Origin of the sequence: Yeosuana marina (genome assembly GCF_011762485.1) — a bacterium.
GTDB lineage: Bacteria > Bacteroidota > Bacteroidia > Flavobacteriales > Flavobacteriaceae > Yeosuana > Yeosuana marina.
Window position 1 is genome coordinate 170,832 of the sequence record NZ_JAAKGI010000002.1, and the last position, 25,086, is coordinate 195,917.

Here is a 25,086-nt window from a genome sequence, read left to right on the forward strand (position 1 = left end):
TATGATTTACTCAAATATAGTTAATTAGTACCGTATCTTTAAAGTATTTTTTAGCTTTATTAAAATTTACAACTCCTTTTTTGCTTAAACCTATCTTTAATTCCCATTCATAACCTTCTATCCCTAAAATAGATACTTCTGGTTGATTTTCATACAGTGTATTGCATAAATATAATATGGTTTCGGGTGCTAAGGCATGTGAGCTAAAGCCATATTTTTCTGATGGTATACATGGTTTTAAATAATAACCATCCTCAGTATTTTCTTTGGTGGCATCAACAAAAATTACTTTATCATAATTGGAAATTAATTCGGCATCTTCAATTTGAAGCTGATATTTGTATTCCAAATCAATAGATGTTTTCTGCTCTTTTAAAAAATCTAAAAACAACCAACCCAAGCCATCATCTTGTCTGCCATTATTCCCAATTCCGACGATTAATATGTTATGATCTAATTTTTTCATCTACAAGGTTTCCTTCGTGATCTTCCAACCTAACAATTAAAGGCATTTGTCCCAAAGCGTGTGTTGCACAACTTAAACACGGATCGTAGGCTCTAATAGCGACTTCAACTTGATTAAGCATGCCCTCGGTAATTTTAGGTTCTCCACTAATCACATTTTTAGCAACCCATTTAACAGCCTGATTCATCGGCTCGTTATTATGTGTTGTAGAAACAATAAGATTACAGCGTGTTATTCGGTCACGATCATCAACTTCATAATGATGAATTAATGTGCCTCTAGGCGCTTCAATAATACCGATGCCTTCACTGCGGCGTTCTCCTTTTCTTACTAGGTCACTACTTAGTATATCTTCATCATTCAACAATTTTTTCATCATTTCAGCACAGTATAACATTTCAATAAGTCGAGCCCAATGAGAATACATGGTTTTGTTGTTTATTTTACCATGTGTTGATAGTTTAAAAATAAGCCGTTCCTGTTCTGCTAAAGGTGTTTCAATACCATTACAAATATTAATCCTAGCCAATGGGCCAACGCGATTCCATCCTTTGTCTCTTCCTAAATCTTTTAAATATGGGAATTTTAAATAGGACCATTTTTCTACACCTTCATTAAAATATTGAATGTAATCATCGGAAGGAATATCGTTTAAGGTTACTTTGCCATTGGCATCCAAGGCCCGTAAATTTCCATCGTATAGTTCCAAAAAACCATTGTCTTTATTGACTAAGCCTAAATGTCCTGACGGATATTCTGCAAATTCATCTAACCATTTTTTATTAATATCATGATAGCCTTTTAAGAAATCAATAATCTCAACTGACCAATTGATCATGGCGTCGATAGAAGGGATTTCTTTGCTATTTAAAAAATAGTCTCTTTCTTTTAAAGTTATTTTTTTATGAACGCCTCCAGGAACAGCAGAAATACCATGAATACGTTTTCCTGCAATAGTTTTAATGATTTCTTGACCAAACTTTCTCATTAAAATTCCTTTTTTTGCCAATTCGGGGTGCGCAATAGCAACCTCGGCTACATTTCGCTTTGCAGGATCTGCATCAACACCAAATAATAAGTCTGGTGAAGCTAAATAAAAGAAGTGTAACGCATGTGATTGGAATATCTGTCCGAAATGTAAAAGTTTCCTTATTTTTTGTGCGGGTAAAGACAAATCTTTGGGTTCTATACCTACAATTTGATCAATGGCCTTCGCTGCAGCTAAATGATGACTTACAGGACAAATGCCACAAAGTCGCTGAACCAATACAGGAGCTTCCCAGTAGGGGTGCCCTTGAATGAAACGCTCAAAACCACGAAACTCTACAATATGAAAAAAGGAATCTTTTACGTTGTTGTTTTCATCTAAATGAATGGTCACTTTGCCATGTCCTTCCACTCTTGTTACAGGGTCTATAACTATTTTTTTCATGCTCAATCGTATTTAAATTCTTCGTGAGTAATAGAGTATTCCTCGTTTAATAGAATATTTTTTACAACTTTCCATATATGATTGGCATTTGGAGGACAACCAGGAATATAATAATCTATTTTAACTATTTCATTACACGGATATACATTGTTAAGTAGTTTAGGAATATCTTCATGATTTGGAATTATATTCGTTCCAATTTCACTTGTTAACCCATGTATGTAAGCTTCTTCTAAGCATTCTTTTAATGGCACAAAATTTCGCATGGCAGGAATACCTCCCATAATGGCACATTCACCAAAAGCAACGAGGATATCACATTTTTTTCTGAATTCTTTGAGAACTTCTATGTTTTCAGAATTAGCACAACCACCTTCAATTAAACCAATGTCACATCGTTTACTAAACTTTTTAATATCAGTTAACGGTGATTTGTTGAACTCCACTATTTCAAGAATATCCAGAATCTCTAAATCAATATCTAGTAACGACATATGGCATCCAAAGCATCCGGCTAAGGATGTTGTTGCAACTATAAATTTATTTTCATCATTTCTTTTTATAAAGTCGGTATGAATTTCGGTTTCTTTTAGTGTTCCGCTGATGTCATATTTTCGGTCTCCAAATGGTTGTTCATAAATCATACCTTTAACCAAAATAGCTCCTACAGGACATATACTCATGGCATGCATAGCTTCAGCATCAGTTAATTTTTTTTCTTGTTCATAATCAATATGAACACGGGTTTTTACACCTCTACTAACAAATGAAAAGACATCTTTGCCATCTTTGGTTTTAATTTCTTCAACACAGCGTTTACAAAGAATACATCTATTAGATTCCATAATCATTCTGTCCGAAGTGAAATCTACGACTTTGTTGCTATAAACATGAGGAAAACGCGAATTAGTAATACCCATATCATAACCTAAGTTTTGCAACTCACAATTGCCACTTTTTTCGCAGGAAGGGCAAAAATGATTGCCTTCTGCATACAGCATTTCAATAATTGCTTTTCTGGTATTTAAAAGTTCTGGCGTATTTATTTCAACTTCCATACCCTCGTATACCTTTGTAGTACAGCTAGTTGTTGTTTTACCGTTAACGCTTACTGTACAAATTCGGCAGGTGCCTAGTGGCGGGTTGATTTCATGAAAATGGCATAAAGTAGGGATGTAGATACCATTTTCTTTAGCAGCTTCTACCAAGTTCTTTCCTTCGTGCGCTTGGTATTTTTTTCCATCAATAGTTATGTTTATTAGATTATTCATAAGTACTTTCTATTTCTTGGATAATTGTATTGTAGTTTTCTACAGCGTTTTCAATATTGAACGAATGATTAAAATTGCTTTCTGCTGTGAGGTGTTTTTTAAATTCTTCTGGAAATTTGAGCATAGCGGTAAGCAAACAATTTGTAGAAGTTTTTCCAAGTCCGCATCTACTAGATTGTTTAATGATAAAGCTCCATTCCCTTATTTCTTCTAAATCTTTTAACTCTGCATGACCAAACATGATTTTGTTAATTTTCTTATTGAGAAGGAAATTCCCCGTTCTACATGGTACACAAATACCACAAGACTCTGCAACAAAAAACTTGGTGATATTTTTAAGAATACCTATTAAGTCGCGTTTTTTATTAAAAACCATAAATGACCCACCGCTTCTAAGTCCAACACCGCTCATTTTTCTTGAATATTCAATAGGGTCGTTAAACTTAAACTGAATGTGTTCTGCTAACAAATTCTCTCCAGATATTTCTCTATCAAAATCAACTTCAGATAAACATTCGCCTGAAAAACCATTAAATAAAACTACATGCGGATCTTCAGCTTCGATTAAGTTTAAGAAATCTTTTAATTTCATACCCCATTCAATTTCGTAAACACCGGGCTTCTTACAATCACCGGAGACGCTTAAAAGTTTGGTTCCAGGAGTTTGTTTGGTGCCAATTTTCAAGTAGTTTTCTAATCCCATTTCTAGTATTCTTGGGACGGTACAAAGTGTTTCTACATTATTTACAACCGTAGGTTTGCCTAAAAAACCTTTTTCTACAGGAAAATATTCTTTGGTTGTTGGTTCACCACGTTTTCCTTCCATAGAAGCAATAAGGGCTGTTTCTTCACCACATATATAAGCACCAGCTCCTAGTTGTACAGTAACTTTAAAATCAAAACCTTTTAGACCCAGAATATTTTTGCCCAACAAACCAGCTTCTTCAAAGTCTTTGATAGCTGCTTCAATTTTGTCTTTTAAATATAAATACTCGGCTCTTAGGTATATGGTTCCTTCAGTAGCTCCAACGGCATAACCAGCTATTGTCATACCTTCTATTAAAAGCCCTGGATATTTGTTCATTAAAACCCGGTCTTTAAATGTTCCGGGTTCTCCTTCATCGGCATTACATATAATATATTTTTGGTCAGATTTATTGTTTCTACACAATTTCCATTTCATACCCGTTGGAAAAAAAGCACCACCTCTTCCGGAAAGTTTGGATTTACTAATGAGGTCAATAACATCTTCAGGTTTTAATGAAACCAATTGTTTTAATCCTTCTCCTTTTGTATACGTTTTAAAGAAAATGGTTTTAGCATCTTTTTCTGGTCTGTACTTAATATTATCTTTAGGATAATTGCTTAGTGATTCAAGCGACTGCCCTTTTTTTAATTTTGAAATGATGGTCTTAACTTTTTTTGGAGTAAGATTTGTAAAAGGGTAATTATTTATTAGAGCAGAAGTTTCTTGATCACTTAAACCAATACACGAGGTTTTAAAGAAGCCAAATAAATTATCTTTAGTAACATTACCTATAAGAACCCCTAATTCATCTTGAAATGTTTTTTTTACTGCCTGATAATCTTTATGCTGAGAAATAGTGGAGCAATTTAAATAGATGGTGTATTTCCCTGCATTTTGAAGATGAAAAAAATGATAAAAAGAGATAACACCTTCTAATTCAATCATAGAGATGCTGAATTCTTTCGCAATTTTTTTCATATCATCACGACTAATGAACCGTCTTTTTCTTTGAATATCCCAAAGAACATTTAAAAGGTTAGATCTTTGTAAAGCGTTTTCTTTAGTAACCATAATTAAGAACATATGAGTTTAACTAAAAGTACTTTTATATAAGAAAATAGGACATGACAAAAGTCATTTCAGGATGGAATTGCGATTTGATTAATTGTTACTTGAAAAAGCAGAAATATTTTAGATAAATATGTTAATTAATTATCATATAATCAATCAATTAGGATACTTCAAGACTTTTTACTAATAATTCTTTGCCCTTAATAATCCCTTTTAAAAAACTATTGCAGTTTGGACAAGAGTCGTAGATGTTATTTAATTTAAAAATAGTATTACAATCTCCACATTTTGCTTCTCCTTGAATAATATTAACTTTCTTAACGGCGTTTTCTAATACGGTATTTTTGACTGCTGAAGGCCACACAAAATCAAGAGAGTCAAACTCAATACCTGCTAACGTGCCAATTTCTAATTCAATCAAGTCAACTTTATGTTTCTTGGCTTTTTTTGTTTCTTTTTCGGCAATATCAACAATTCCTAAGGCTATTGATAATTCATGCATTAAGTTAAATTTTTAAGAATATAATTTATTTGTAATTAGAACAATAGTAATTATTTAAAGAAATTAATAATATGATAAATATCATGTTTTATGTAAGAATGATTTTTTAGTTTTAAGAGTTTCGATACTAAATGTATTGAAATTAAGAACTTTAACAAACTAAACTTTAATTATGGCTAACAATAAAGAAGTAAGAGAAACTTATTATGAAAGCATAATAAAACAAGGCTATAGTAGAAGAGATTTCATGAAATTTGCCACCTATATTGCGGCCTATATGGGGTTGGAAAACTCTATGGTAGGGCAAGTAGCTAAATCTCTAGAGTCTACTTATAGAGTGCCAGTAATTTGGGAGCATTTCCAAGAATGTACCTGTTGCAGTGAGTCTTTTATTAGATCTGATCATCCTATTGTGGCTGATATTATTTTAGACAAAATTTCATTAGATTATACATTAACATTAATGGCTGCTTCTGGACATCAAGCAGAAGCCGCTAAGCAGTCCACGATGGAGAAATACAAAGGAGAATATATTCTTTGTGTTGAAGGCTCTGTGCCTATGGGCGATGATGGTAATTACTGTTGTATAGGAGGTAGATCTGCTAAAGATTTATTAATTGAAGCAGCTGCAGGTGCTAAAGCTATTATTGCATGGGGAAGTTGTGCTTCTAACGGATGTGTACAGGCTGCAAAACCAAATCCAACAAACGCCACACCAATTCATAAAATAATTAAGAACAAACCAATTATAAGAGTTCCAGGTTGTCCTCCAATAGGAGAAGTGATGGCAGGAGTTATTGTTCATTTAGTAACCTTTGGAAGGCTGCCAGAATTAGACCGTTTAGGAAGGCCAAAAGCATTTTATGCAAAACGTGTCCACGATAGTTGTTATAGAAGACCTTATTATGATGCTGGATTATTTGCAGAAACATTTGACGACCAAAATGCTAAAGACGGATATTGTCTTTATAAATTAGGTTGCAAAGGCCCGATGACTTATAATTCTTGTGGTACCATTAAATGGAATAATGGAGTGAGTTATCCAATTCAGTCCGGTCACGGTTGTATTGGTTGTAGTGAAGATAGTTTCTGGGATAATGGACCTTTCTACGAACGATTAGCTAAAGTACCTGGAATACATGCCGAAGGTCTTGCTGATGATATAGGAAAAGTTGGAGCAGGAGTTCTGGCTGGTGGTTTAGCGGTCCATGCTATAGCAGCTAATATTTCTAAACGAAAAGAATTAAAAAGTAGAATTAACCGAGGTAAATCAAACGAAAAAGATATTGACTCTTAAAAATAAAAATTATGGCAGATAGAATAGTAGTTGATCCTGTTACCAGAATTGAGGGTCATTTAAGAATTGAAGCAGAAATTAAAGACGGAAAAATAGTTGACGCTTTTAGCTCCAGTACCATGGTAAGGGGTATTGAGGAAATTGTAAAAGGTCGCGATCCTAGAGATGTTTGGGCCTTTGTTCAAAGAACATGTGGTGTCTGTACAACAGTACATGCATTAACATCAGTTAGAGCTGTTGAAGACGCTTTAGGAATTGCGGTTCCACCAAATGCTGAAATGGTTAGAAATATTATGGAAGGCGCTTTATATATGCATGACCATACTGTTCATTTCTATCACTTACACGCCTTAGATTGGGTAGATGTGGTTAATGCCTTAAAAGCAGATCCACAAAAAACATCTGAGTTAGCGCAAAGTATATCTAGCTGGCCAAAAAGTTCGCCAGGGTATTTTTCAGATATTAAAAAACGGATAACCAAATTTGTTGAAAGTGGTCAATTAGGCATTTTTGCTAATGGCTATTGGGGGCATCCACAAATGAAACTACCAGCAGAGGTAAACTTAATGGCTGTAGCTCATTATTTGGAAGCGCTAGAATGGCAAAAGGAAATTGTAAAAGTTCATACCATTTTTGGTGGAAAGAATCCACATCCAAATTATTTGGTTGGAGGTATGGCTTGTGCCATAAATACAGAAAATCCTGGAGGTATTAATGCAGAGCGATTAGCCATGGTTAAAACACTTCTTGACGAAGGAAAACGTTTTATAGAACAAGTATATATTCCAGACCTTTTAGCTATTGCATCCTTCTATAAAGATTGGGGAGCAATTGGAAAAGGTTTTGGAAATTATATGTCTTATGGAGATTTTCCAACAAATGGTTACGCAGATCAATCTAGTTTTAAATTTCCACAAGGTATTATTTTAAACAGAGACCTATCTAAAGTTGTAGATGTAAATCATAGAAGCTCAGATGAAATTAAGGAATTTGTAAATAACTCTTGGTACGATAATTATGCAGAAGGTAAGGATACTGGAAGGCATCCATGGGAAGGGGAGACTAATATTAAATATTCTGGACCAAAACCACCCTACGAACATTTAAATGTAGAAGAAAAATATAGTTTTATTAAAACGCCACGATGGAAAGGTATGCCTATGGAGGTTGGTCCGTTAGCGAGACTTTTGGTAGGGTATGCTAGAGGCAATAAAGAAATTCAAGAATCTGTCAACGCGGCATTAGGACAGTTAAATGTTCCTGTGGATGCCTTATTTTCAACTCTTGGAAGAACAGCTGCTAGGGGTATTGAAACACAATTAGTTGCCAATTGGACCATGGAGTTTTATGACACTTTAATTCGCAACATCAAAAATGGCGATGAAAGAATGGCTAATACCGAAAATTGGGAACCATCTACTTGGCCAGCAGAAGCGAAAGGGGTTGGCTATATGGAAGCTCCTCGTGGTGCTTTGGCGCATTGGATTAGAATAAAAGATGGAAAAACCGCAAATTATCAACAAGTGGTTCCAAGCACGTGGAATGCCTCTCCAAGAGATCCAAAAGGTATACGTTCTGCTTATGAGTCTTGTTTAATAGGAACACCTGTTGCAGATCCAGAATTACCTTTAGAAATTATTAGAACCATACATTCGTTTGATCCTTGTATTGCATGTGCCGTTCATTTATACGATGAGCATGGTAAACACATATCTAAAGTAAGCAATGTAGGAAGTTGTGAAATTTAGCTAAATGAAAAGATCATGAAAAAAATAAGAAATTTTAAACGTGTTTACGTCTGGGAGCTACCAGTCAGGATCTTTCATTGGTTAAATGTTTTAGCCTTATTTGTATTAGTTATTACCGGATTTCTTATTGCTAATCCACCAGCATTATTATCTAGTGCAGAAGCCACTAATTTGCACTCTTTCGGTATTGTTAGGTTTTTGCATTTTACTGCTGGATATATCTTCTTTTTTGTCTTAGTTTTAAGAGTGTATTGGGCTTTTGCAGGTAATAGATTTGCAAGCTGGAAAGCCTTTTGGCCATTCACTAAAAAGAATTGGAATAATTTCTGGCACGTCATGAAAATTGATATTATGCTTATGAATGAAAAAGAAGAAGATATCACCAAAATTAGCATAGGTCATAACAGTGTTGCAACGCTTTCTTATGTCGTTATGTTTTTATTGGCTCTTGTTCAAATAGCTACAGGGTTTGCTCTATATGGAGATATGGCTTCATGGTGGTTACCTAAAATGTTTACTTGGGTTATTCCACTTTTTGGTGGCGATTTTTTGGTGAGGAGTATTCATCATACGGCTATGTGGTTATTTATTTTCTTTGCAATGGTTCATGTTTATTTGGTATTTTACCATGATTGGCTAGAAGGTAGGGCAGAAGTGTCATCCATGTTTGGAGGGTATAAGTTCGTTTGTGATGAACGACTTAAACATGCTGATCATGAAGTAGAAATTAAGGAAGAAGGAGAAATTGTTGCTTCTAAAAAATATTAATTAATCTAGATAGATTCATCCTAGTGCATGATTTATATGTATTTGGATGAATTTATTTTTTTATTTTAAGATATGAAAATACCAGAAAGAACACCAGTCGCTATAAGTAGCGACTCCTATTTTTTTGAAAAAGATAAGTCCGATAGTATTTTGATCCTAGGTGTTGGTAATTATTTAATGGGAGACGAAGGCATTGGTGTTCATGTCATTCAGGAAATGTATAAAAGAGAACTACCAAAATATGTAGATATTCTGGATGGAGGAACTGGTGGATTTTTATTATTGAGTTGTTTTCAAGTGTATCCAACTATTATTTTTGTTGATGCTACCATGGATGGTAAACCGGCAGGAACTATTTCTTTAATTCGTCCAAAATTTGCATCCGATTTTCCATCTGCATTAAGCGTTCATGATGTGGGTTTAAAAGATATGATTGAGGCTGTTTACCTTATGGAAAAGGTGCCGGATATTCATTTGTTTACTGTTTCTATTGAAGAATTAAATCCAATGACAATAGCATTAAGCCAAAAAGTGAAAGATGCTATTCCTAAATTAATAAATCAAATCTTAGAGCAATCTGAAAAACTTCATTTAAAATTGTCGTAAATTTATAGGACGTTTGAAACTATAAAACTTCATGCAAAATACCTATAAAATTCTAATCTCTGGTCAAGTACAAGGTGTCGGGTTTCGTCCTTTTGTATTTAATTTAGCTCAGGAATTTTTATTAAAAGGTTCTGTTTCAAATGATGAAAATGGTGTCATTATTTTGGTTCAAGGTTCAGACCAATCCATTCATAGTTTTTATGAGAGGTTAATTAGTTTTCCACCGCCAGTTTCTAAAATTAAAAAGAGTTCAATTCATGAAATACAGTATCCTAAATTTGATGATTTTAATATAGTTCCTTCAAAAAAAAGTGGACAGCTTGATTTAATACTTACACCAGATTTTGCTATTTGTAAAGATTGCCAGAAGGATATTATTAATCAAGAAAATAGGCGCTTTAATTATCCGTTTACTACTTGTGTTAATTGCGGCCCGCGATGGGCGATAACAGAAACGTTTCCGTTTGAGAGAGAACATACAAGTTTAAATGAATTTTCAATGTGTGATGAGTGTATTCAAGAATATACCAATCCTTCAGACAGACGGTTTCATTCACAAACAAATACGTGTACTACCTGTGGAATTGATATGCATTTAGTTGATAGTTCTGGCAAAAAAGTTGAAACATCTAAGCATACATTATTTAAAGTTATTGCTAAATTTTTGTCAGAAGGAAAAATTATAGCAATTAAAAACACAAGTGGTTATTTATTATGCTGTAATGCAGAAAACGAACAGGCTGTGCAGGAGTTGCGAAACAAAAAGAATCGACCTAACAAACCATTTGCTGTATTATATCCTTCCATTAACGGATTAAAAAACGAATTACAAGTAGATGAGTGCCATATAAAGTCTTTAACGTCAACAGAACGTCCAATTACACTCATATCACTAAAAAATTTTAAAGGTAAAATAGCTTTAAATAAAGTAGCACCAGGACTTACACAATTAGGCGTCATGCTTCCTTATTCCGGGATTTTACAGTTATTGGCTAACGAATTAAACTTTCCTATTGTTGCGACTAGTGGAAATATTCATGGCTCGCCAATTATAAGTAACGATAAAGAAGCTCATTTAAAATTAAATAGGGTAGCCGATTATTTTTTAAATCATGATTTAAGCATTGTGCATCCTCAAGATGACTCGGTTGTAAAATTTAGCAACCAATTTAATGTTGAAGTTTTGTTTCGCAGATCACGAGGTTATGCTCCCAATTTGTTTAATACTTCTATTACATCCACTAAAAAAATCATGGCTTTAGGAGCACATTTAAAAAGCACCATTGCTTATGTTCCTAACTCCTATGTTTATCTGAGTCAGTATTTAGGTAATTTAGATAATTATGATGTTTATGAGCGTTTTACCAAAGTGATTCATGATTTTATAAAGGTATTTGAACAAAGGCCAGAAGTTCTTTTAGTTGATGCGCATTCAGGATATCAAAGTACATTGTATGGTGAGGAATTATCTCAAGAATTTAATGTTGAATTGTATAAAATTCAGCATCATAAAGCTCATTTTGCATCTGTATTAGCGGAACATGATTTATTTGAGTCTAATGAGCCAATTTTAGGTGTTATCTGGGATGGAACAGGTTATGGAGATGACAGTAAAATTTGGGGAGGTGAATTTTTTAAATACTATTCAAATACAATAGAACGAGTTTCTAATTTTGACTATTTTAATTGGATAGCAGGTGATAAAATGTCGAAAGAGCCTAGGTTATCATTACTTTCTTTAGCCAGTAAAGACATGAAAAATATACTGGATGATAAGTATGAAATTCATGAATTGGAGATTTATGAAAAATTGAAACTAATTAATCCATTACAAACCTCGTCTGTTGGAAGATTATTTGATGCTGTGGCGTCTTTATTGGGTGTTTGTGATTTTAATACGTATGAAGGAGAAGCTGCTATATTACTTGAAAACCTAGTAGAATCATACAATTTAGATGATTGTTGTTCCTATTGTAATACACTTGAGAATGGTTTAATTCCAACTAAAAAATTATTATTGAATCTATTTATAGATTATAGAAAAGGGACTTCTAAGGAAACAGTAATAATCAATTTCTTTTACACCTTAGCGACTATTGTTTTTAAAATAGCCCAGAATTATAATTTTAAACATATAGCCTTTAGCGGTGGGGTGTTTCAAAATACAACATTGATAGATATGCTTAAAGAAATTGGAGAAAAGGAATATAAGCTGTATTTTAACATTAACTTGGCTCCTAACGATGAAAATATTTCTTTTGGTCAAATCATGTACTATTTAAAATGTAACAATAAATGAAGTATTTAACGGAATATAGAAACTTAGAGGCAACCAAAAGTTATTTAGAGCTTATCCATAAGGCGGCTACTAAACCATGGAAAATAATGGAGATTTGTGGAGGTCAAACACATGGATTGGTTAGAAATGGAATCTTAGACTTATTGCCAGAAAATGTACAGATGATTCATGGTCCTGGATGTCCAGTTTGTGTGACGCCTTTAAATTTAATTGATAAAGCCATCGAACTTCTGGAAAACGGCGTTATTGTGTGTTCTTTTGGAGATATGATTAGAGTTCCTGGGAGTAAAAAAAGTCTACTTGAAGCTAAATCAAACGGAGGTGATTTACGAATTTTGTATTCACCAATAGAAGCAGTTAAAATCGCTAGAAATAACCCAGATAAGGAAGTTGTATTTTTTGCTGTTGGCTTCGAAACAACAGCGCCAGCAAATGCTTTGTCAGTGTTGCATGCACAAAAAGAAGGGCTTAAAAATTATTCTATTTTAGTATCTCATGTGCTAGTGCCTCCCGCTATGGAAGCTATTTTAGATGATAAATTTTGTAATATTAATGCATTTTTAGGTGCAGGTCATGTGTGTGCTATCATGGGGTATAAAGAATATTATCCACTGGCAAAAAAATATAAAATACCCATTGTGATAACGGGTTTTGAGCCGCTTGATTTAGTACAAGGTATTTACATGGCGGTTATGCAATTAGAAAAAGGTGTTTATGAAGTTGAAAATCAATATTCAAGAGTCGTTAAAGAAGAAGGGAATTTAGCGGCATTAAAAGTTATTAATCAAGTTTTTGAAGTAGGTTCAAGAGAATGGAGAGGTATAGGTGAGATACCAAATAGCGGATATGTTTTAACAAAAGAGTTTAAAGAGTTTGATGCCGAAACAAAATTTGGTATCAGTCATATAAAAGTAGCAGAAAACCCAAATTGTATTGCAGGTGATATTTTAAAAGGTATTAAAAAACCACATCAATGTAATCAATTTGGAAAAGCCTGTACACCTTCAAATCCGCTTGGAGCACCAATGGTTTCTTCAGAAGGGGCATGTGCAGCATATTATCATTTTTCAAGTAATTTAATTAAAGATTGAAATGAATAAGGAAACATTAGGATTTGAAACGATTCAGTTAGGTCATGGTAGTGGTGGTTTAATGACCCGAGATTTACTAGATAAAATTATATTTAAAACGTTTAGTAATACTTATTTGGATCAAAAGCATGATGGTTCCATTGTCAGTTTTAATGGTGAAATAGCAATTTCAACAGATAGCTTTGTGGTGTCTCCTATATTCTTTAAGGGCGGTAATATTGGAGAACTAGCTGTTAATGGTACTGTTAATGATGTAGCCATGTGCGGCGCTATTCCAAAGTATTTATCTTTAGCTTTTATTGTAGAAGAAGGTTTAAAAATTGATGAGTTTATAGAAATTGTGAATTCTATAAAAAACGCAGCTGACAAAAGTGGTGTTCAAATAATAACGGGAGACACTAAGGTTGTAGAACGAGGAAAGGGCGATAAAATTTTCATCAATACAACTGGTTTTGGTGAGGTTAATCCTAAAGCAAACATAGCAGCAGAACATATTAAGACTGGCGATAAAATAATTTTGAATGGTTTTGTAGCCCAGCATGGTATGGCTATCATGTCAGAAAGAGAAGGGTTAGAGTTTGAATCGACTATAGAAAGTGATACCACCAATTTGAATTTTTTAGTAAACGATTTGATTAATGAATTTGGAGATAAAATCCATTTATTTAGAGACCCAACAAGAGGTGGTGTAGCCAGTGTGCTATCTGAAATTTCGCAAGACATAAATAAAGGGATTGTTATTTATGAAGATAACATTCCTTTAGAAAAGCAAGTGGCTGCTGCCTGCGAAATTTTAGGATTAGATCCTTTATATGTAGCGAATGAAGGTGTTTTTCTTGTAATTGTTGATGATTCGATTTCAGAAAATGTCTTAAATTTTATGAAGAAAGATAAAAAAGGGAAGAATTCAGCTTACATTGGAGAAATAACAAATGAGCATTCAGGTAAAGTTGTAATGCAAAGTTCAATCGGAGGGAAACGAATAGTAAGTCCGTTAATAGGCGAACAATTACCACGTATATGCTAAGAAAATAGCCAGTATAATCCTATAATAATAGCAAAAATTCCACCAGCATATCGTATTCCTTTAAATAAAGTATCGTTATGTTCATTTTTGCTAAAAGAAGAAATTTGACCAATAAGTAGTGCAAACGTAGTCATGGCTAAAACGATACCTGTACTAAATCCAACTAGATAGTAAACAGAATCCATTTGATCTTTAAAACTGGCAACAGGAATAAAGAGCAAAAAATGCGAAATGCCTGCCAGACCATGCAAAAAACCAATAGATAATGACGCAAAACTACTTTGTTTAACAGTTGTATGATGTGAATGATGGTGAGAGTGTTCATGCGAATGATTATGTTCATGTTTATGAATAATTGGTGCGTTTTCACTATGAACATGTAAATGCTTATGTTTTTTATTTTCTTTGAATATTTTGTAAAAAGACCATGCACCAATAGCTAAAAGTACAATACCAACTAGCTGCTCACTGTAATCAGAAATTTTTTCAACAGGAATAAGCTCTCTAAATATTAAAAATAAAACACCAATAGCAAGCATACCTGCTAAATGTCCGATACCCCAAAACAAACCAACTTTCCATGCTTTTTTTTTGGATTCAATGGCAAATGGAATCACAGCAGCTAAATGATCTGGACCAGTTATTACATGTAAAACAGCGGCTAATAAAGCAGCTATAAATGGAAATGAATTACTCATTTAAAATTAATAATTGAGTTAATGATACTATTTTGTTTATTCAATTCTTATATAATTCTCGGCGTATATAGGATTACCGGAGTCATCTATTTGAACTTGAGAAAAGTTGTTTTTGTCTAATTTTAAGTCAAAAACAAACTTCTTTTGTTCTTTAATGGCTTGGTTCATTGACTTAGATCCAAAATCGATAATCTCTATTAAGGAGTCATTATCAATTTTATAATCGCCATAACCAAACCAATCTACTGAATCGGAGTCTTTAAAACGAGACCACATCACCTTTGAATTTGTATACATTTTAATTTGTTTATAGTCATCAGAGGCTTTTATAGTGTCAATTACTTGATTGTCCTTGTAATTGTAATAACTTATTAATTTCCAAGCGCCATTCATAGTTAGTTTTCCCGAAGACGATTTCATGTCATTTGATTCTATATTTGAATCAGCTTTATTTTTACACGAGACCAAAAAAGTCAAGCATAAACAAAAAAATAGTGTTCTCATAATTCGTTTAGTTTAGTAATTGCTAATCATACAATTTACAAAAAAAAGAGGCATCAACTTTATAAATAATTAGTAATTATTATGTGATAATAACTTTTGATAAATTGAATGTAAGTTTTACCGTAAAAATTCTACTTTTGTTGTACTTAAATTAAATTTGATTATGGCACAAAATGTTGAGAAAGTAAATTGTCTTATTATTGGTTCTGGACCCGCAGGTTATACGGCCGCAATTTACGCGGCTAGGGCTAATATGAAACCTGTTTTATATCAGGGAATGCAACCAGGAGGACAATTAACCACTACTAATGAAGTAGAAAATTTTCCAGGATATCCAAATGGAATTACAGGACCTGAAATGATGATTGAGTTACAAAAACAAGCACAACGTTTTGACGCAGATATTAGAGATGGTTGGGTAACAAAAGTTGACTTTTCGGGGGGTATACACAAAGTTTGGATTAATGAAACTACTGAAATTCATTGTGAAACTGTTATTATTTCTACAGGAGCATCTGCTAAATATTTAGGATTAGATTCAGAACAAAAATATTTAAAATTAGGTGGAGGGGTTTCAGCCTGTGCGGTTTGTGATGGGTTCTTCTACAGAAATCAAGAAGTAGTCATTGTTGGAGCTGGAGACTCTGCTTGTGAAGAAGCTCATTATTTATCCAAACTTTGTAAAAAAGTAACGATGTTAGTAAGAAGAGATGAGTTCAGAGCTTCTAAAATAATGGCAGACAGAGTTAAGCATACAGAAAATATAGAAATTCTATTTAACACAGAAACAGACGAGGTTTTAGGTGATGGGCAAGTGGTTACAGGAGTAAGAGTATTTAACAATAAAACCAATGAAAAACACGAAATTCCTGCAACAGGGTTCTTTGTGGCTATTGGACATAAACCTAATACCAATATTTTTAAAGAGTATTTAGAATTAGATGAAACGGGTTATATTATTAATAAACCTGGTACTTCAAAGACTAATGTAGCTGGTGTTTTCGTGTCTGGTGATGCTGCAGATCATGTGTATAGACAAGCAATTACAGCAGCTGGAACAGGTTGTATGGCAGCCTTAGATGCAGAAAGATATCTAGCAGCTAAAGATTCGACTTTTGAAGTATCAACTTCTACGTATAATTAGAAAAACTTAATTAAAAAGAGTGCTAATTGTTCTGTCTTTTTAATTTTTAAACGGGATGTGGCGCAGTCCGGTTAGCGTACACGGCTGGGGGCCGTGTGGTCGCAGGTTCAAATCCTGTCATCCCGACAATTTGGGTATCAATGGATATCAAAAGAATGGTAATTAAATGATATTCAGCGTTTTAATATTTTGTTTGAATTCATTTGTACCCATTTGAGTACAAATTTGAAGGTGTCCTATTAGGTGTCCTATTTTTAGGAAATAATTTCTTAAATTTGTATTAGAAGTAGTATCTTATTTCATCTTTACAGCGATTTGGCTTTCGTTTAACTGATTTATTCATCAAAAACGAAAGTAATGACATTCCTAAAAACCTTCAATGTCCATTTTTGGCTAAAAATGACGGTCTTAAGAAAAGACGGAACATTCCCGATTTATGCAAGGATTACAATAGATGGCAAACGAGCCGATCTAAGTACCAAACAAACCACCTTAGAACATAGCTGGTGCAAAAATGCACGGCGTATCAAGCCCAAATTTTCAGGTTCCAAGGAAATCAATGATGTCCTTGAAAACATCCAGTCCAGAATAGTTTTATGCTATAGACAACTATCTGACAGCGGCGTTGTTGTTTCTGCCCAGGCAGTTAAATTAAGGTATTTGGGCAAGGACAAACCTGTTGCCACAATTGATGACCTAATACATTATCATAGGGAGAATGATTTGATCTATTTAACTCCTGGAACGGCCAAAAACTATCCGTCTACGGAAAAATACCTTCATAGGTTTATTTTGAAAAAGTTTAAGTCAACAGATTATTATTTAAAGAACATAAATTATTCCTTTGTGGCCAGCTTTGAAAGTTACCTGAGACACTGTGCACCTTTAAGAAAGGCGCAGCCCCTAGGAAATAATGGCATAATGAAGCACATGGAACGTTTTCAAAAACTAACAACCTTGGCGTTGAAACATGGCTGGATAAAAGAAAACCCTTTTTCCTTATATCAGTTAAAGTTTGAGGAATTCGATAGTGCCTTTTTGGACCAAATAGAAATTGATAGAGTTAAATCGCTAAATTCGAGCAATGTTTCATTAGAAGACACCAAGAACATTTTTATCTTTTCTTGCTACACAGGTTTATGTTACATAGAGGTGAAGAATCTCAATACCAAAAGTATAGTTAAGGGAATAGACGGTGAACAATGGATAATGGTCAAGCGACAAAAAACAAAAACCCCTGTAAAAGTGCCACTTCTCAATGAGGCAAAAGGAATATTGGAGATTTATAGAGATCATCCCTGTGAACAGAATGGCTATAAGCTTTTACCTGTGCTTAGCAGCCAAAAGGTCAATAAGCATTTAAAGAACATCGCTGGGTTATGTGGTATTGATAAAAAACTAACATTCCATGTTGCACGCCACACCTTCGCCACTACAATAACCCTTTTAAATAATGTGCCACTGGTCACGGTATCAAATCTTTTGAGTCATAAAAAAATTTCCACGACCCAAAAGTATGCCCGTGTCATAGAGACAAAGATTAGCAGGGATATGTTGAAGCTTAAGAAAACCTTAGAGGTGATTAATCTAAAAAGTGAAAAACGTAAAAAGTCAGATACAATGGGGCATTTGAGAATTGTTTAGCGAATTAATAAAATTCTACTAGATACAAGTAAGTGGATAGGGCGCCCAATGTGAGCCGCTTTCAACGGATAAAAGTAAGCATAGCAATAATTTATTGTAAACCTTTTTATAGCTTAGGTAAAAAGAGTTTTTAAGTGGTTCAAAATTTTCCTTTTTTACTGGTTTACTGTAACCGTTTTTTGCACACAGGGTTATAACAAAACTATAAAGCATTTATAAACGATATTTTTTCAAAACCTTTAAGTGTGGCAAAAAAGTTAGGAAAAGCATGACCGTTCTTATTATTTGATAAGAGAGCCAATCTACAAGCCTGTTAAGGATACTTGCTCTTCGTTTAAGGTTACTCTTGGTAATTTTCCTGCATTTATTTATTACATTATTAAAATCCTTGCGTAAGGCTTCAGCAAAATCGGGTGAATATATTCCCACATTCATTTCAATGCTGCCAAAGCAACTCAAACTGTTCAGGTTAAACGATCCAATTGTGGCCCATTGGTTATCTACCACTGCCGCTTTGCCGTGCAGAACAGACTTATTCCACTCATACACTTCAATGCCTTGGGCTATAAAGGAGGAATATAAATGTTCAGTTGCCCTATGTACTAAAGGGACATCACTAACACCTGCTAAAATAACTATTATTTTCACTCCTCTATTGCTGGCTTTTTTAAGCGCTTTAGACATCTTTATTCCTGGTAAAAAATAGGAGCCTAACAGGACTATTTCTTTTTTGGCTTGAAGTATTGCATTTGTATATGCATCACAAACCTCTGTTTTCCTTTTCAACCAGTCATTTTGTATAATTCCAATAAGTGTTCCGCTACCGGCCGAATGAAAAACGGGTTTAATCTTTTTGAAACTTCCCTTCTTAAAAAAAATAATCAGAGCACAGTTTTTGTAAATCCGCGGACACGGGACAATCTAATTTCACAGCATAGTCAAGCCAAGGTTCCAATTCTTTGGATCCGTGATATTTATCTGCTATATTGATTCCACCTATCAGCGCCGTTTTTCCATCTACAACCACTACTTTGTGGTGCATACGCCTGCCCAGATAAAAATTGTTCAAGGAGAATAAAGGTAAAAAAAACCTTATCAGAATACCGTGTTGTATCAAATCCTGTACAAAATTATCCGGAAGTACGGAACTACCAAAAGCATCCAATAAAACATAGACTTTTACTTTCCGTTCGGCAGCTTTTTTTAAGCAGGATGCAACACTATTTCCTGTTTCATCGTTCTCAAAAATATAGGTTTGAAGATGGATTTCTCTTTGAGCATTTTCAATCATTTTTGTTAGTTGATAAAAATATTCTTCTCCTGAATGTAGAAGTTGAATATGGTCCTTATATGTGCTCATCTCAAATCCTTTATTTTCATTTCTATCCAGTGTTTACCAATGATACAAAGCGAAGCTTTTAAATAGTTTGCTTTTGAATTATTAGAAATATATTCATTCTTTGATTAAAATATTCTATTTATCCTCCATTAAATCAAGTTTTGTGCTTTAATTTTAGCAAAGGTAAAATCAAGCCCATAGTAGCCAATACTATAATACCAGCAACAACAAAAGGATAATAAAATCCTCCAGAAATTAACCAAACCCCTAAAATTGGACCTAAAATCTGACCAACACTATTAGTTGAACTTTGTATGGAAATGTTCCTGCCTGTGTTCTCCTTTGAAATCAAGGATACCGCGGAAAGTAAATTAGGAGTCACCAAAGCACCACCAATTGCGAAAATAATAATCATTACATAAACATATAAACCATTATTAAAAAAAGGAAAGGCAATAAGAGAACCCCCAGTTATTAATAAACCTAAAGCTATTTGCTGTTTTGAAGACATGATTTTTTCTCCATAAGTTGCAAATACAGGTTGTAAAATTGCCATAACCGAACCACAGAGCATAAAGCCAAGGCCGACTTGCTTACTGTTAAAGCTTAATTCATCTTTACCATAAATGGAGAATACAGTTTCAAATAAAGTAACTACAAATTGCATTACAAAAGAGAGTATTAACAGGACAATGAAATATTTGTTAAATGAAAAACGTAAACTTATTGTTTTGGTTGTTATCTTATGAAAGGGTACAGTATTTTTTAACCATTTTGATAGAATGATTAGGACTATTAATCCAAGCATCGCCACAAAAATGAATGGTACTGAAAACCGATTTAAATGCAGTACGCCAATTGAATACTCTAAATGTAATGGTGTTTGAGAAAGGAATCCTCCAATTACAGGTCCAAAAATAACCCCAGAACTAATAGCAACTCCGGACCAAGCCATTATTTTTGTTCTTCGTTTTGTAGAAGTAATGTCACTTAAATATGCATTACTTACAGGGATAACGGAAGAAGTGAATATTCCTCCAAAAATTCGCGCAAAATAAAGCATAATTAATGAGGTAGCAAAACCAGTAAGCAATTGCATTATTATAAAACCTATCAATCCACAAATAATGATGGGTTTACGACCATATTTGTCGGAAAGCTTTCCCCAAACTACCACAAAAAGCAATTGAAAAAGCGGATAAATACTGGTGAGTAAACCAATATGGAAATTTACAAGATCCGAATCTAGATTGTCCTTTAACGCTAATCTTTCGGTATAGTAGGGAAGGGTAGGTAATAAAATACCATAACCCAACATCACTACAAATAAACTCAACAGGATCAAAACTATCCTGTTGAGTTTTTCTTTTCTTTTCATTTATTTTTTGCTGATTTTTCGCTTTAATAATTGCGCATTAATGGCCACTATAATTGTACTCAAACTCATAAAAACAGCTCCTACTGCTGGTCCTAAAACAAAGCCCGAAGAATATAGAACTCCAGCCGCTAGCGGAATAGCCACAACGTTATAACCTGTAGCCCAAATTAAATTTTGGATCATTTTGTTATAGGTGGCTTTTCCAAACAATATTAAGTTGGCAATGTCCTGTGGATTACTATTCACCAAAATAATATCGGCTGTTTCAGCAGCCACATCTGTACCTGAACCAACGGCTATCCCAACATTTGCTTGTGCAAGTGCAGGTGCATCATTTACACCATCTCCCGTCATCGCTACGAATTCACCTTTGCCTTGTAGATCTTTTACGATTTCCACTTTTTGGTGCGGTAGCACTTCAGCATAATAGCCATCCAAACCAAGTTTATCGCTAACCGCTTTAGCTGTTTTTTCATTGTCACCAGTTGCCATCAAGACTTTGATATTGTTTTTTTTGAATACTTTGATGGCTTCCGCAGATTCTGGTCTAATCTCATCGGCAAGGGCAATATATCCAGCAAGTTTTCCCTCAATTAAAATAAATACTACTGTTTCAGCGGCATCACTATATGCATCTTTGGGAATGCTTATTTTTTCATCTCTGAGATAACCCGGACTCACCACTTTTACTTTTTTGCCCTCAACAGTTGCCTCAACCCCTTTACCCGTAATGGCTTTGAAATTTTCAGGTTTTGGGATAGTAACTTTATTTTCTTTGACCTTCTTGATGATGCCAACGGCAATAGGATGTTCCGAACTTTGTTCTAATGCACTGGCCAGTCGTAAAACTTCTTCCGAAGAGTACTTTTTATCTACCGATTCTATACGAGTAACACCAAAATCCCCTTTGGTCAATGTTCCTGTTTTATCGAAGAGTAATACCGATATTTTTCGCGATTCTTCAAATGCTGTCCTATTACGGATCAATAGTCCATTTTGTGCAGAAACTGCCGTAGAGATTGCAACAACTAATGGAATAGCGAGACCCAATGCGTGAGGGCAAGCAATTACCATAACTGTAACCATTCTTTCTAATGCATATACAAATGGAAATCCTAGAATTAACCATGTCGCCAATGTACCAAATCCAATAGCCAAGGCAATATAAGTCAACCATTTTGCAGCTCGATCCGATAGATTTTGCATTTTAGATTTGGTTTTTTGGGCTTCTTCAACCATAGTAATAACCTTGTTGAGATAGCTATCTTTACCAGTATGTTCCACCTTGACTTTTAAGGTGCTATTTCCGTTTACTGAACCGCCAATAACTTTGTCATTCAACTCCTTTTTGACCGGTTTGGATTCTCCAGTAAGCATAGATTCGTTTAGGTAACTTGTGCCTTCTGTGATGATTCCATCTGCAGGGACTTTCTCCCCAGGTTTTATTAAGATAATGTCATCTTTCAATAAGTCTTCTAATTTAATATCTTCAATAATTTCACCTTTTACTCGGTGTGCTTCTGCTGGCATCATATTTACCAACAATTGCAATGCTTTTGAGGCCCCCAAAACACTCTTCATCTCTATCCAGTGGCCAATAAGCATAATAGCGATTAGTGTAGCCAGTTCCCAGAAAAAATCGACCCCTTTTAGACCAAAAACCGTGGCAGAACTATAAAAATATGCAACGCTTATCGCCATGGCAATTAGAGTCATCATTCCAGGCGCGGTTTTTTTAACTTCGGACCAAAAACCTTTTAAAAATGGCCAACCACCATAAAAATATACTACTGTGGAAAGGGTAAAAAGAATATATGGATTTCCTGGAAGTAAAAGTTCATATCCAAAAAATTCCTGAATCATTGGCGAGAATAGCAATATGGGAACGGTTAGGATTATAGTTACCCAAAAACGTTTTCTAAAATCGGCAATCATCATTTTATGATGGTCATGCCCTGCCATTCCCATAGGAATAGCACCATGGTCATGATCCATTTTAGAATGGTCTTCTTTTTTGTGTTTCATCTTTGAATGATCCCTTTTACTGTGGTCCATCCTACTATGGTCGTCCGATTTTGGGTCTTCCATTTTCGAGTGATCCATTTTTGAGTGGTCATCTTTGTTATGATTCATTTTAGAATGATCCATCTTTGAATGATCCATTTTTTTGTCCTTGTGATCTTTGTTATTGTCCATATTATTCTATTTAAGTTTTATCGTAATTTTTTTCGCATTGCTTCTGAAATGTTTTTGGCATACATACCGTAGGCATCTACCAAAAGCCCTTTAACTCCATTTTTGGAAGAAATGGCATAAAGTATGCTGTTGTCATCTGTACTGCTCATTCCTTCAAAACGATATATTTTATCAACTTCAAAATCTTCTGGGTTGATTTGCAATTTCAGAGATGCACATTCTAAACAAGTTGGTTTAAGGTTAAAATTATATGTATAATCGTTCGTCTGTAAATCGTTTATTGCCTCTGAAAGGGTGTCGTAATTTTTCATCTTTTTCTTTATTTATAGGTTATTGTAAAATAACTGTTATCTTCCTCTGTAAATTTCTGAAAGGTCAATAAGCCATTGGCGTTCAATTTTTCGTTGACAGTATAGTTGAGTTGTTTAATACGAATCCCCCATGCATAGGCCTTAATATTTATGTTTGATTTAATATTGTTGTTCTTACTGTCAAATTTTCGGGCATAAATTTTTATGATGCTTTTTGAACCAAAAAAATTCAACAGGCCCGAATCAAAGTTCATTTCAAGTTCTATATCTTCCAAATTTTCCAAATCGTATAGCTCTTTAAATTTTTTAGAAGTTGTATTGATTTCAGTTTCTTTTGATTTTGGGTTTGAAAACGGAAATACCATTACCATTACACTGGCTTCATCAGGTTTACATCGGTAGGTCGTTGTATATTTATCAGTAGATTTTTTGTTTTTATCAAACAGTTCAGTCACCACGTCAATTTCATAATAACCATTTCTTTTCTTTAGTTTTCCGACATTAAAGGTTTGTTTGTTCAGAAAATTACCATTTTCATCAAAATTTTTACGTAAAACAAATCTATCGGACAACTGCTCTATGAGCATTTCATTTTGAGCATTTAATGAAATACCAAAGAGCAATAAGACCATTATGGGATATAATTTCATCATTTATGGTTCATTAACTCTTTAACTTCTTTAGCGATAACATCGCTTAAATCTATGGAGTTGGATGGGTGCGGAATAGTGTTACAAGTTACAATTTTTTCTGCCCCGGAATCTAATAAATCCTGATAGGCATTTCCTGAAAATACCGCATGAATGCCTATGCAAATAGGCGGCTTCATCCCAGCCTTTTTTAAATGTTGCACGGTTTCAATCATGGTATGGGCGGTTGAGATAATATCATCTACCAAAATAGGTGTGGCATTTTTATATTTTTCTACATCGGGGATTGAAACTTCCACATTACGGTCTCCGTGTCGTATTTTTTGCAATACTGTAAAAGGTGCACCTGCTTTTTTGGCCACTTCGGAAACCCATTGCTCACTTTCAGAATCGGGACCAATAAGAACGGGGTTCTCAATGTTTTCCTTTATCCATTTTGAAATATCATCTGCTGCGTGGATAACTTTATTGGGAATATGATAGACTTCTCCCAAAGCACTTATTCTGTGTAGGTGAGGATCGATGGTTGTAATGCTATCAGCGAATCCCGAGATTAATTTTCCAAAGAACGAAGAGGTAACACCTTCGCCTTTATTGAATACCTTGTCCTGACGCATATACGCTAAATAAGGAGCGACTAAACAAGTGCACATCGCACCTAAAGACTTTGCCGTCTGTCCTAAAAAATAGAGTGGCAATAATTTTTCATCAGGATCGTGTAATGTACAGACTAAAACTACACATTTGTTTTTTACATCTGAAAGAATGCGGGTGTATGATTCTCCGTCTGGGAATTTGCGTAAGGTAGCTTCACCAATTTCGGCATTCATTTTTTTTGCCAATAGATTTGTTTGCTCTTCATTTCCCGGCAAGCTGAATAAAATGGTTTTCATTTT

General features: G+C 34.2%; 23 protein-coding genes and 1 tRNA gene. 10 read left to right on the top strand and 14 right to left on the bottom strand.

Annotated features, from left to right (window positions below; genetic code table 11):
- Positions 1–10 precede the first annotated feature (10 nt).
- The 5 genes from G5V56_RS03670 to G5V56_RS03690 form a co-directional block, all read right to left on the bottom strand.
- The gene (locus G5V56_RS03670) at positions 11–466 is read right to left on the bottom strand and encodes a hydrogenase maturation protease (RefSeq protein WP_166961584.1); all 456 of its coding nucleotides are present in this window, start codon (positions 464–466) and stop codon (positions 11–13) included.
- Positions 447–1,898, bottom strand: a complete 1,452-nt coding sequence (locus G5V56_RS03675) for a Ni/Fe hydrogenase subunit alpha (protein WP_166961587.1) — start codon at positions 1,896–1,898, stop codon at positions 447–449. The genes G5V56_RS03670 and G5V56_RS03675 overlap by 20 nt, the downstream gene beginning before the upstream one ends.
- Positions 1,899–1,900: 2 nt before the next feature.
- Complete coding sequence (locus G5V56_RS03680) at positions 1,901–3,169, bottom strand: NADH-quinone oxidoreductase subunit B family protein (RefSeq protein WP_166961590.1); 1,269 nt, start codon at positions 3,167–3,169, stop codon at positions 1,901–1,903.
- Entirely contained in the window at positions 3,162–4,988 is a 1,827-nt protein-coding gene (locus G5V56_RS03685; protein WP_166961593.1) for an NAD(P)H-dependent oxidoreductase subunit E, read from the bottom strand. Before G5V56_RS03685 ends, G5V56_RS03680 begins: the two co-directional genes overlap by 8 nt.
- Before the next feature lie 160 nt (positions 4,989–5,148).
- Positions 5,149–5,490 (bottom strand): hydrogenase maturation nickel metallochaperone HypA/HybF, encoded by a 342-nt coding sequence (locus tag G5V56_RS03690; RefSeq protein WP_166961596.1) that lies wholly within the window; start codon positions 5,488–5,490, stop codon positions 5,149–5,151.
- A 172-nt stretch (positions 5,491–5,662) separates the two neighbouring features.
- On the opposite strand from G5V56_RS03690, the gene G5V56_RS03695 reads away from it, so the two are divergent.
- The 7 genes from G5V56_RS03695 to hypE all read left to right on the top strand — a co-directional run bounded on the left by G5V56_RS03695 (position 5,663) and on the right by hypE (position 14,326).
- Positions 5,663–6,787 (top strand): hydrogenase small subunit, encoded by a 1,125-nt coding sequence (locus tag G5V56_RS03695; protein WP_166961599.1) that lies wholly within the window; start codon positions 5,663–5,665, stop codon positions 6,785–6,787.
- 11 nt (positions 6,788–6,798) lie between these two features.
- Positions 6,799–8,535 carry a nickel-dependent hydrogenase large subunit gene (locus G5V56_RS03700; RefSeq protein ID WP_166961602.1) on the top strand — a complete coding sequence of 579 codons (1,737 nt, stop codon included), beginning with the start codon at positions 6,799–6,801 and terminating at the stop codon, positions 8,533–8,535.
- 15 nt (positions 8,536–8,550) lie between these two features.
- The gene (gene cybH / locus G5V56_RS03705) at positions 8,551–9,303 is read left to right on the top strand and encodes a Ni/Fe-hydrogenase, b-type cytochrome subunit (RefSeq protein ID WP_166961605.1); all 753 of its coding nucleotides are present in this window, start codon (positions 8,551–8,553) and stop codon (positions 9,301–9,303) included.
- Between the two features lie 72 nt (positions 9,304–9,375).
- Positions 9,376–9,909: a hydrogenase maturation protease gene (locus tag G5V56_RS03710; RefSeq protein ID WP_166961608.1), complete on the top strand. Its 534-nt coding sequence runs from the start codon at positions 9,376–9,378 to the stop codon at positions 9,907–9,909.
- Positions 9,910–9,940: 31 nt separating this feature from the next.
- The gene (gene hypF / locus G5V56_RS03715; RefSeq protein ID WP_166961611.1) at positions 9,941–12,208 is read left to right on the top strand and encodes a carbamoyltransferase HypF; all 2,268 of its coding nucleotides are present in this window, start codon (positions 9,941–9,943) and stop codon (positions 12,206–12,208) included.
- Entirely contained in the window at positions 12,205–13,299 is a 1,095-nt protein-coding gene (gene hypD, locus G5V56_RS03720) for a hydrogenase formation protein HypD (protein WP_166961614.1), read from the top strand. The genes hypF and hypD overlap by 4 nt, the downstream gene beginning before the upstream one ends.
- Position 13,300: 1 nt before the next feature.
- On the top strand, positions 13,301–14,326 hold the full coding sequence (hypE, locus tag G5V56_RS03725; protein ID WP_166961617.1) for a hydrogenase expression/formation protein HypE: 1,026 nt from the start codon (positions 13,301–13,303) through the stop codon (positions 14,324–14,326).
- Here the strand turns inward: hypE and G5V56_RS03730 are convergent.
- Together G5V56_RS03730 and G5V56_RS03735 are read right to left on the bottom strand one after the other, a co-directional pair.
- The gene (locus G5V56_RS03730; RefSeq protein WP_166961620.1) at positions 14,323–15,024 is read right to left on the bottom strand and encodes a sulfite exporter TauE/SafE family protein; all 702 of its coding nucleotides are present in this window, start codon (positions 15,022–15,024) and stop codon (positions 14,323–14,325) included. The genes hypE and G5V56_RS03730 overlap by 4 nt on opposite strands.
- 36 nt (positions 15,025–15,060) lie before the next feature.
- Entirely contained in the window at positions 15,061–15,528 is a 468-nt protein-coding gene (locus G5V56_RS03735; RefSeq protein ID WP_166961623.1) for a hypothetical protein, read from the bottom strand.
- A gap of 163 nt (positions 15,529–15,691) precedes the next feature.
- On the opposite strand from G5V56_RS03735, the gene trxB reads away from it, so the two are divergent.
- The 3 genes from trxB (at position 15,692) to G5V56_RS03750 (ending at position 18,316) form a co-directional block, all read left to right on the top strand.
- A complete protein-coding gene (trxB, locus tag G5V56_RS03740) occupies positions 15,692–16,672 on the top strand; it encodes a thioredoxin-disulfide reductase (RefSeq protein ID WP_166961626.1) in 981 nt (326 codons plus the stop codon).
- Between the two features lie 51 nt (positions 16,673–16,723).
- Positions 16,724–16,798: transfer RNA gene (locus tag G5V56_RS03745), tRNA-Pro, on the top strand.
- A gap of 231 nt (positions 16,799–17,029) precedes the next feature.
- On the top strand, positions 17,030–18,316 hold the full coding sequence (locus G5V56_RS03750; protein ID WP_166961629.1) for a site-specific integrase: 1,287 nt from the start codon (positions 17,030–17,032) through the stop codon (positions 18,314–18,316).
- A gap of 213 nt (positions 18,317–18,529) precedes the next feature.
- On the opposite strand, the gene G5V56_RS03755 is transcribed toward G5V56_RS03750, so the two are convergent.
- The 7 genes from G5V56_RS03755 to G5V56_RS03785 all read right to left on the bottom strand — a co-directional run bounded on the left by G5V56_RS03755 (position 18,530) and on the right by G5V56_RS03785 (position 25,083).
- Positions 18,530–19,102: a phospholipase D-like domain-containing protein gene (locus tag G5V56_RS03755; RefSeq protein ID WP_166961632.1), complete on the bottom strand. Its 573-nt coding sequence runs from the start codon at positions 19,100–19,102 to the stop codon at positions 18,530–18,532.
- A gap of 82 nt (positions 19,103–19,184) precedes the next feature.
- The gene (locus G5V56_RS03760) at positions 19,185–19,676 is read right to left on the bottom strand and encodes a phospholipase D-like domain-containing protein (protein WP_166961635.1); all 492 of its coding nucleotides are present in this window, start codon (positions 19,674–19,676) and stop codon (positions 19,185–19,187) included.
- 133 nt (positions 19,677–19,809) lie between these two features.
- A complete protein-coding gene (locus G5V56_RS03765) occupies positions 19,810–21,033 on the bottom strand; it encodes an MFS transporter (protein WP_166961638.1) in 1,224 nt (407 codons plus the stop codon).
- Positions 21,034–23,121: a copper-translocating P-type ATPase gene (locus G5V56_RS03770; RefSeq protein WP_166962156.1), complete on the bottom strand. Its 2,088-nt coding sequence runs from the start codon at positions 23,119–23,121 to the stop codon at positions 21,034–21,036.
- A gap of 125 nt (positions 23,122–23,246) precedes the next feature.
- Positions 23,247–23,540 (bottom strand): phosphoribosylpyrophosphate synthetase, encoded by a 294-nt coding sequence (locus G5V56_RS03775; protein WP_166961641.1) that lies wholly within the window; start codon positions 23,538–23,540, stop codon positions 23,247–23,249.
- Between the two features lie 8 nt (positions 23,541–23,548).
- On the bottom strand, positions 23,549–24,193 hold the full coding sequence (locus tag G5V56_RS03780; protein WP_166961644.1) for a hypothetical protein: 645 nt from the start codon (positions 24,191–24,193) through the stop codon (positions 23,549–23,551).
- On the bottom strand, positions 24,190–25,083 hold the full coding sequence (locus G5V56_RS03785) for a ribose-phosphate pyrophosphokinase (protein WP_166961647.1): 894 nt from the start codon (positions 25,081–25,083) through the stop codon (positions 24,190–24,192). The genes G5V56_RS03780 and G5V56_RS03785 overlap by 4 nt, the downstream gene beginning before the upstream one ends.
- Positions 25,084–25,086: the final 3 nt, after the last annotated feature.

Coding starts and splice junctions, on each gene's coding strand:
- G5V56_RS03750 (WP_166961629.1), top strand. CDS start 17,030: ATGACATTCCTAAAAACCTTCAATGTCCATTTTTGGCTAAAAATGACG.
- G5V56_RS03735 (WP_166961623.1), bottom strand. CDS start 15,528: ATGAGAACACTATTTTTTTGTTTATGCTTGACTTTTTTGGTCTCGTGT.
- G5V56_RS03680 (WP_166961590.1), bottom strand. CDS start 3,169: ATGAATAATCTAATAAACATAACTATTGATGGAAAAAAATACCAAGCG.
- G5V56_RS03695 (WP_166961599.1), top strand. CDS start 5,663: ATGGCTAACAATAAAGAAGTAAGAGAAACTTATTATGAAAGCATAATA.
- G5V56_RS03730 (WP_166961620.1), bottom strand. CDS start 15,024: ATGAGTAATTCATTTCCATTTATAGCTGCTTTATTAGCCGCTGTTTTA.
- G5V56_RS03675 (WP_166961587.1), bottom strand. CDS start 1,898: ATGAAAAAAATAGTTATAGACCCTGTAACAAGAGTGGAAGGACATGGC.
- G5V56_RS03710 (WP_166961608.1), top strand. CDS start 9,376: ATGAAAATACCAGAAAGAACACCAGTCGCTATAAGTAGCGACTCCTAT.
- G5V56_RS03775 (WP_166961641.1), bottom strand. CDS start 23,540: ATGAAAAATTACGACACCCTTTCAGAGGCAATAAACGATTTACAGACG.
- G5V56_RS03760 (WP_166961635.1), bottom strand. CDS start 19,676: ATGAGCACATATAAGGACCATATTCAACTTCTACATTCAGGAGAAGAA.
- G5V56_RS03770 (WP_166962156.1), bottom strand. CDS start 23,121: ATGGAAGACCCAAAATCGGACGACCATAGTAGGATGGACCACAGTAAA.
- G5V56_RS03765 (WP_166961638.1), bottom strand. CDS start 21,033: ATGAAAAGAAAAGAAAAACTCAACAGGATAGTTTTGATCCTGTTGAGT.
- G5V56_RS03700 (WP_166961602.1), top strand. CDS start 6,799: ATGGCAGATAGAATAGTAGTTGATCCTGTTACCAGAATTGAGGGTCAT.
- G5V56_RS03685 (WP_166961593.1), bottom strand. CDS start 4,988: ATGGTTACTAAAGAAAACGCTTTACAAAGATCTAACCTTTTAAATGTT.
- hypF (WP_166961611.1), top strand. CDS start 9,941: ATGCAAAATACCTATAAAATTCTAATCTCTGGTCAAGTACAAGGTGTC.
- G5V56_RS03670 (WP_166961584.1), bottom strand. CDS start 466: ATGAAAAAATTAGATCATAACATATTAATCGTCGGAATTGGGAATAAT.
- G5V56_RS03785 (WP_166961647.1), bottom strand. CDS start 25,083: ATGAAAACCATTTTATTCAGCTTGCCGGGAAATGAAGAGCAAACAAAT.
- G5V56_RS03780 (WP_166961644.1), bottom strand. CDS start 24,193: ATGATGAAATTATATCCCATAATGGTCTTATTGCTCTTTGGTATTTCA.
- hypE (WP_166961617.1), top strand. CDS start 13,301: ATGAATAAGGAAACATTAGGATTTGAAACGATTCAGTTAGGTCATGGT.
- hypD (WP_166961614.1), top strand. CDS start 12,205: ATGAAGTATTTAACGGAATATAGAAACTTAGAGGCAACCAAAAGTTAT.
- cybH (WP_166961605.1), top strand. CDS start 8,551: ATGAAAAAAATAAGAAATTTTAAACGTGTTTACGTCTGGGAGCTACCA.
- G5V56_RS03690 (WP_166961596.1), bottom strand. CDS start 5,490: ATGCATGAATTATCAATAGCCTTAGGAATTGTTGATATTGCCGAAAAA.
- trxB (WP_166961626.1), top strand. CDS start 15,692: ATGGCACAAAATGTTGAGAAAGTAAATTGTCTTATTATTGGTTCTGGA.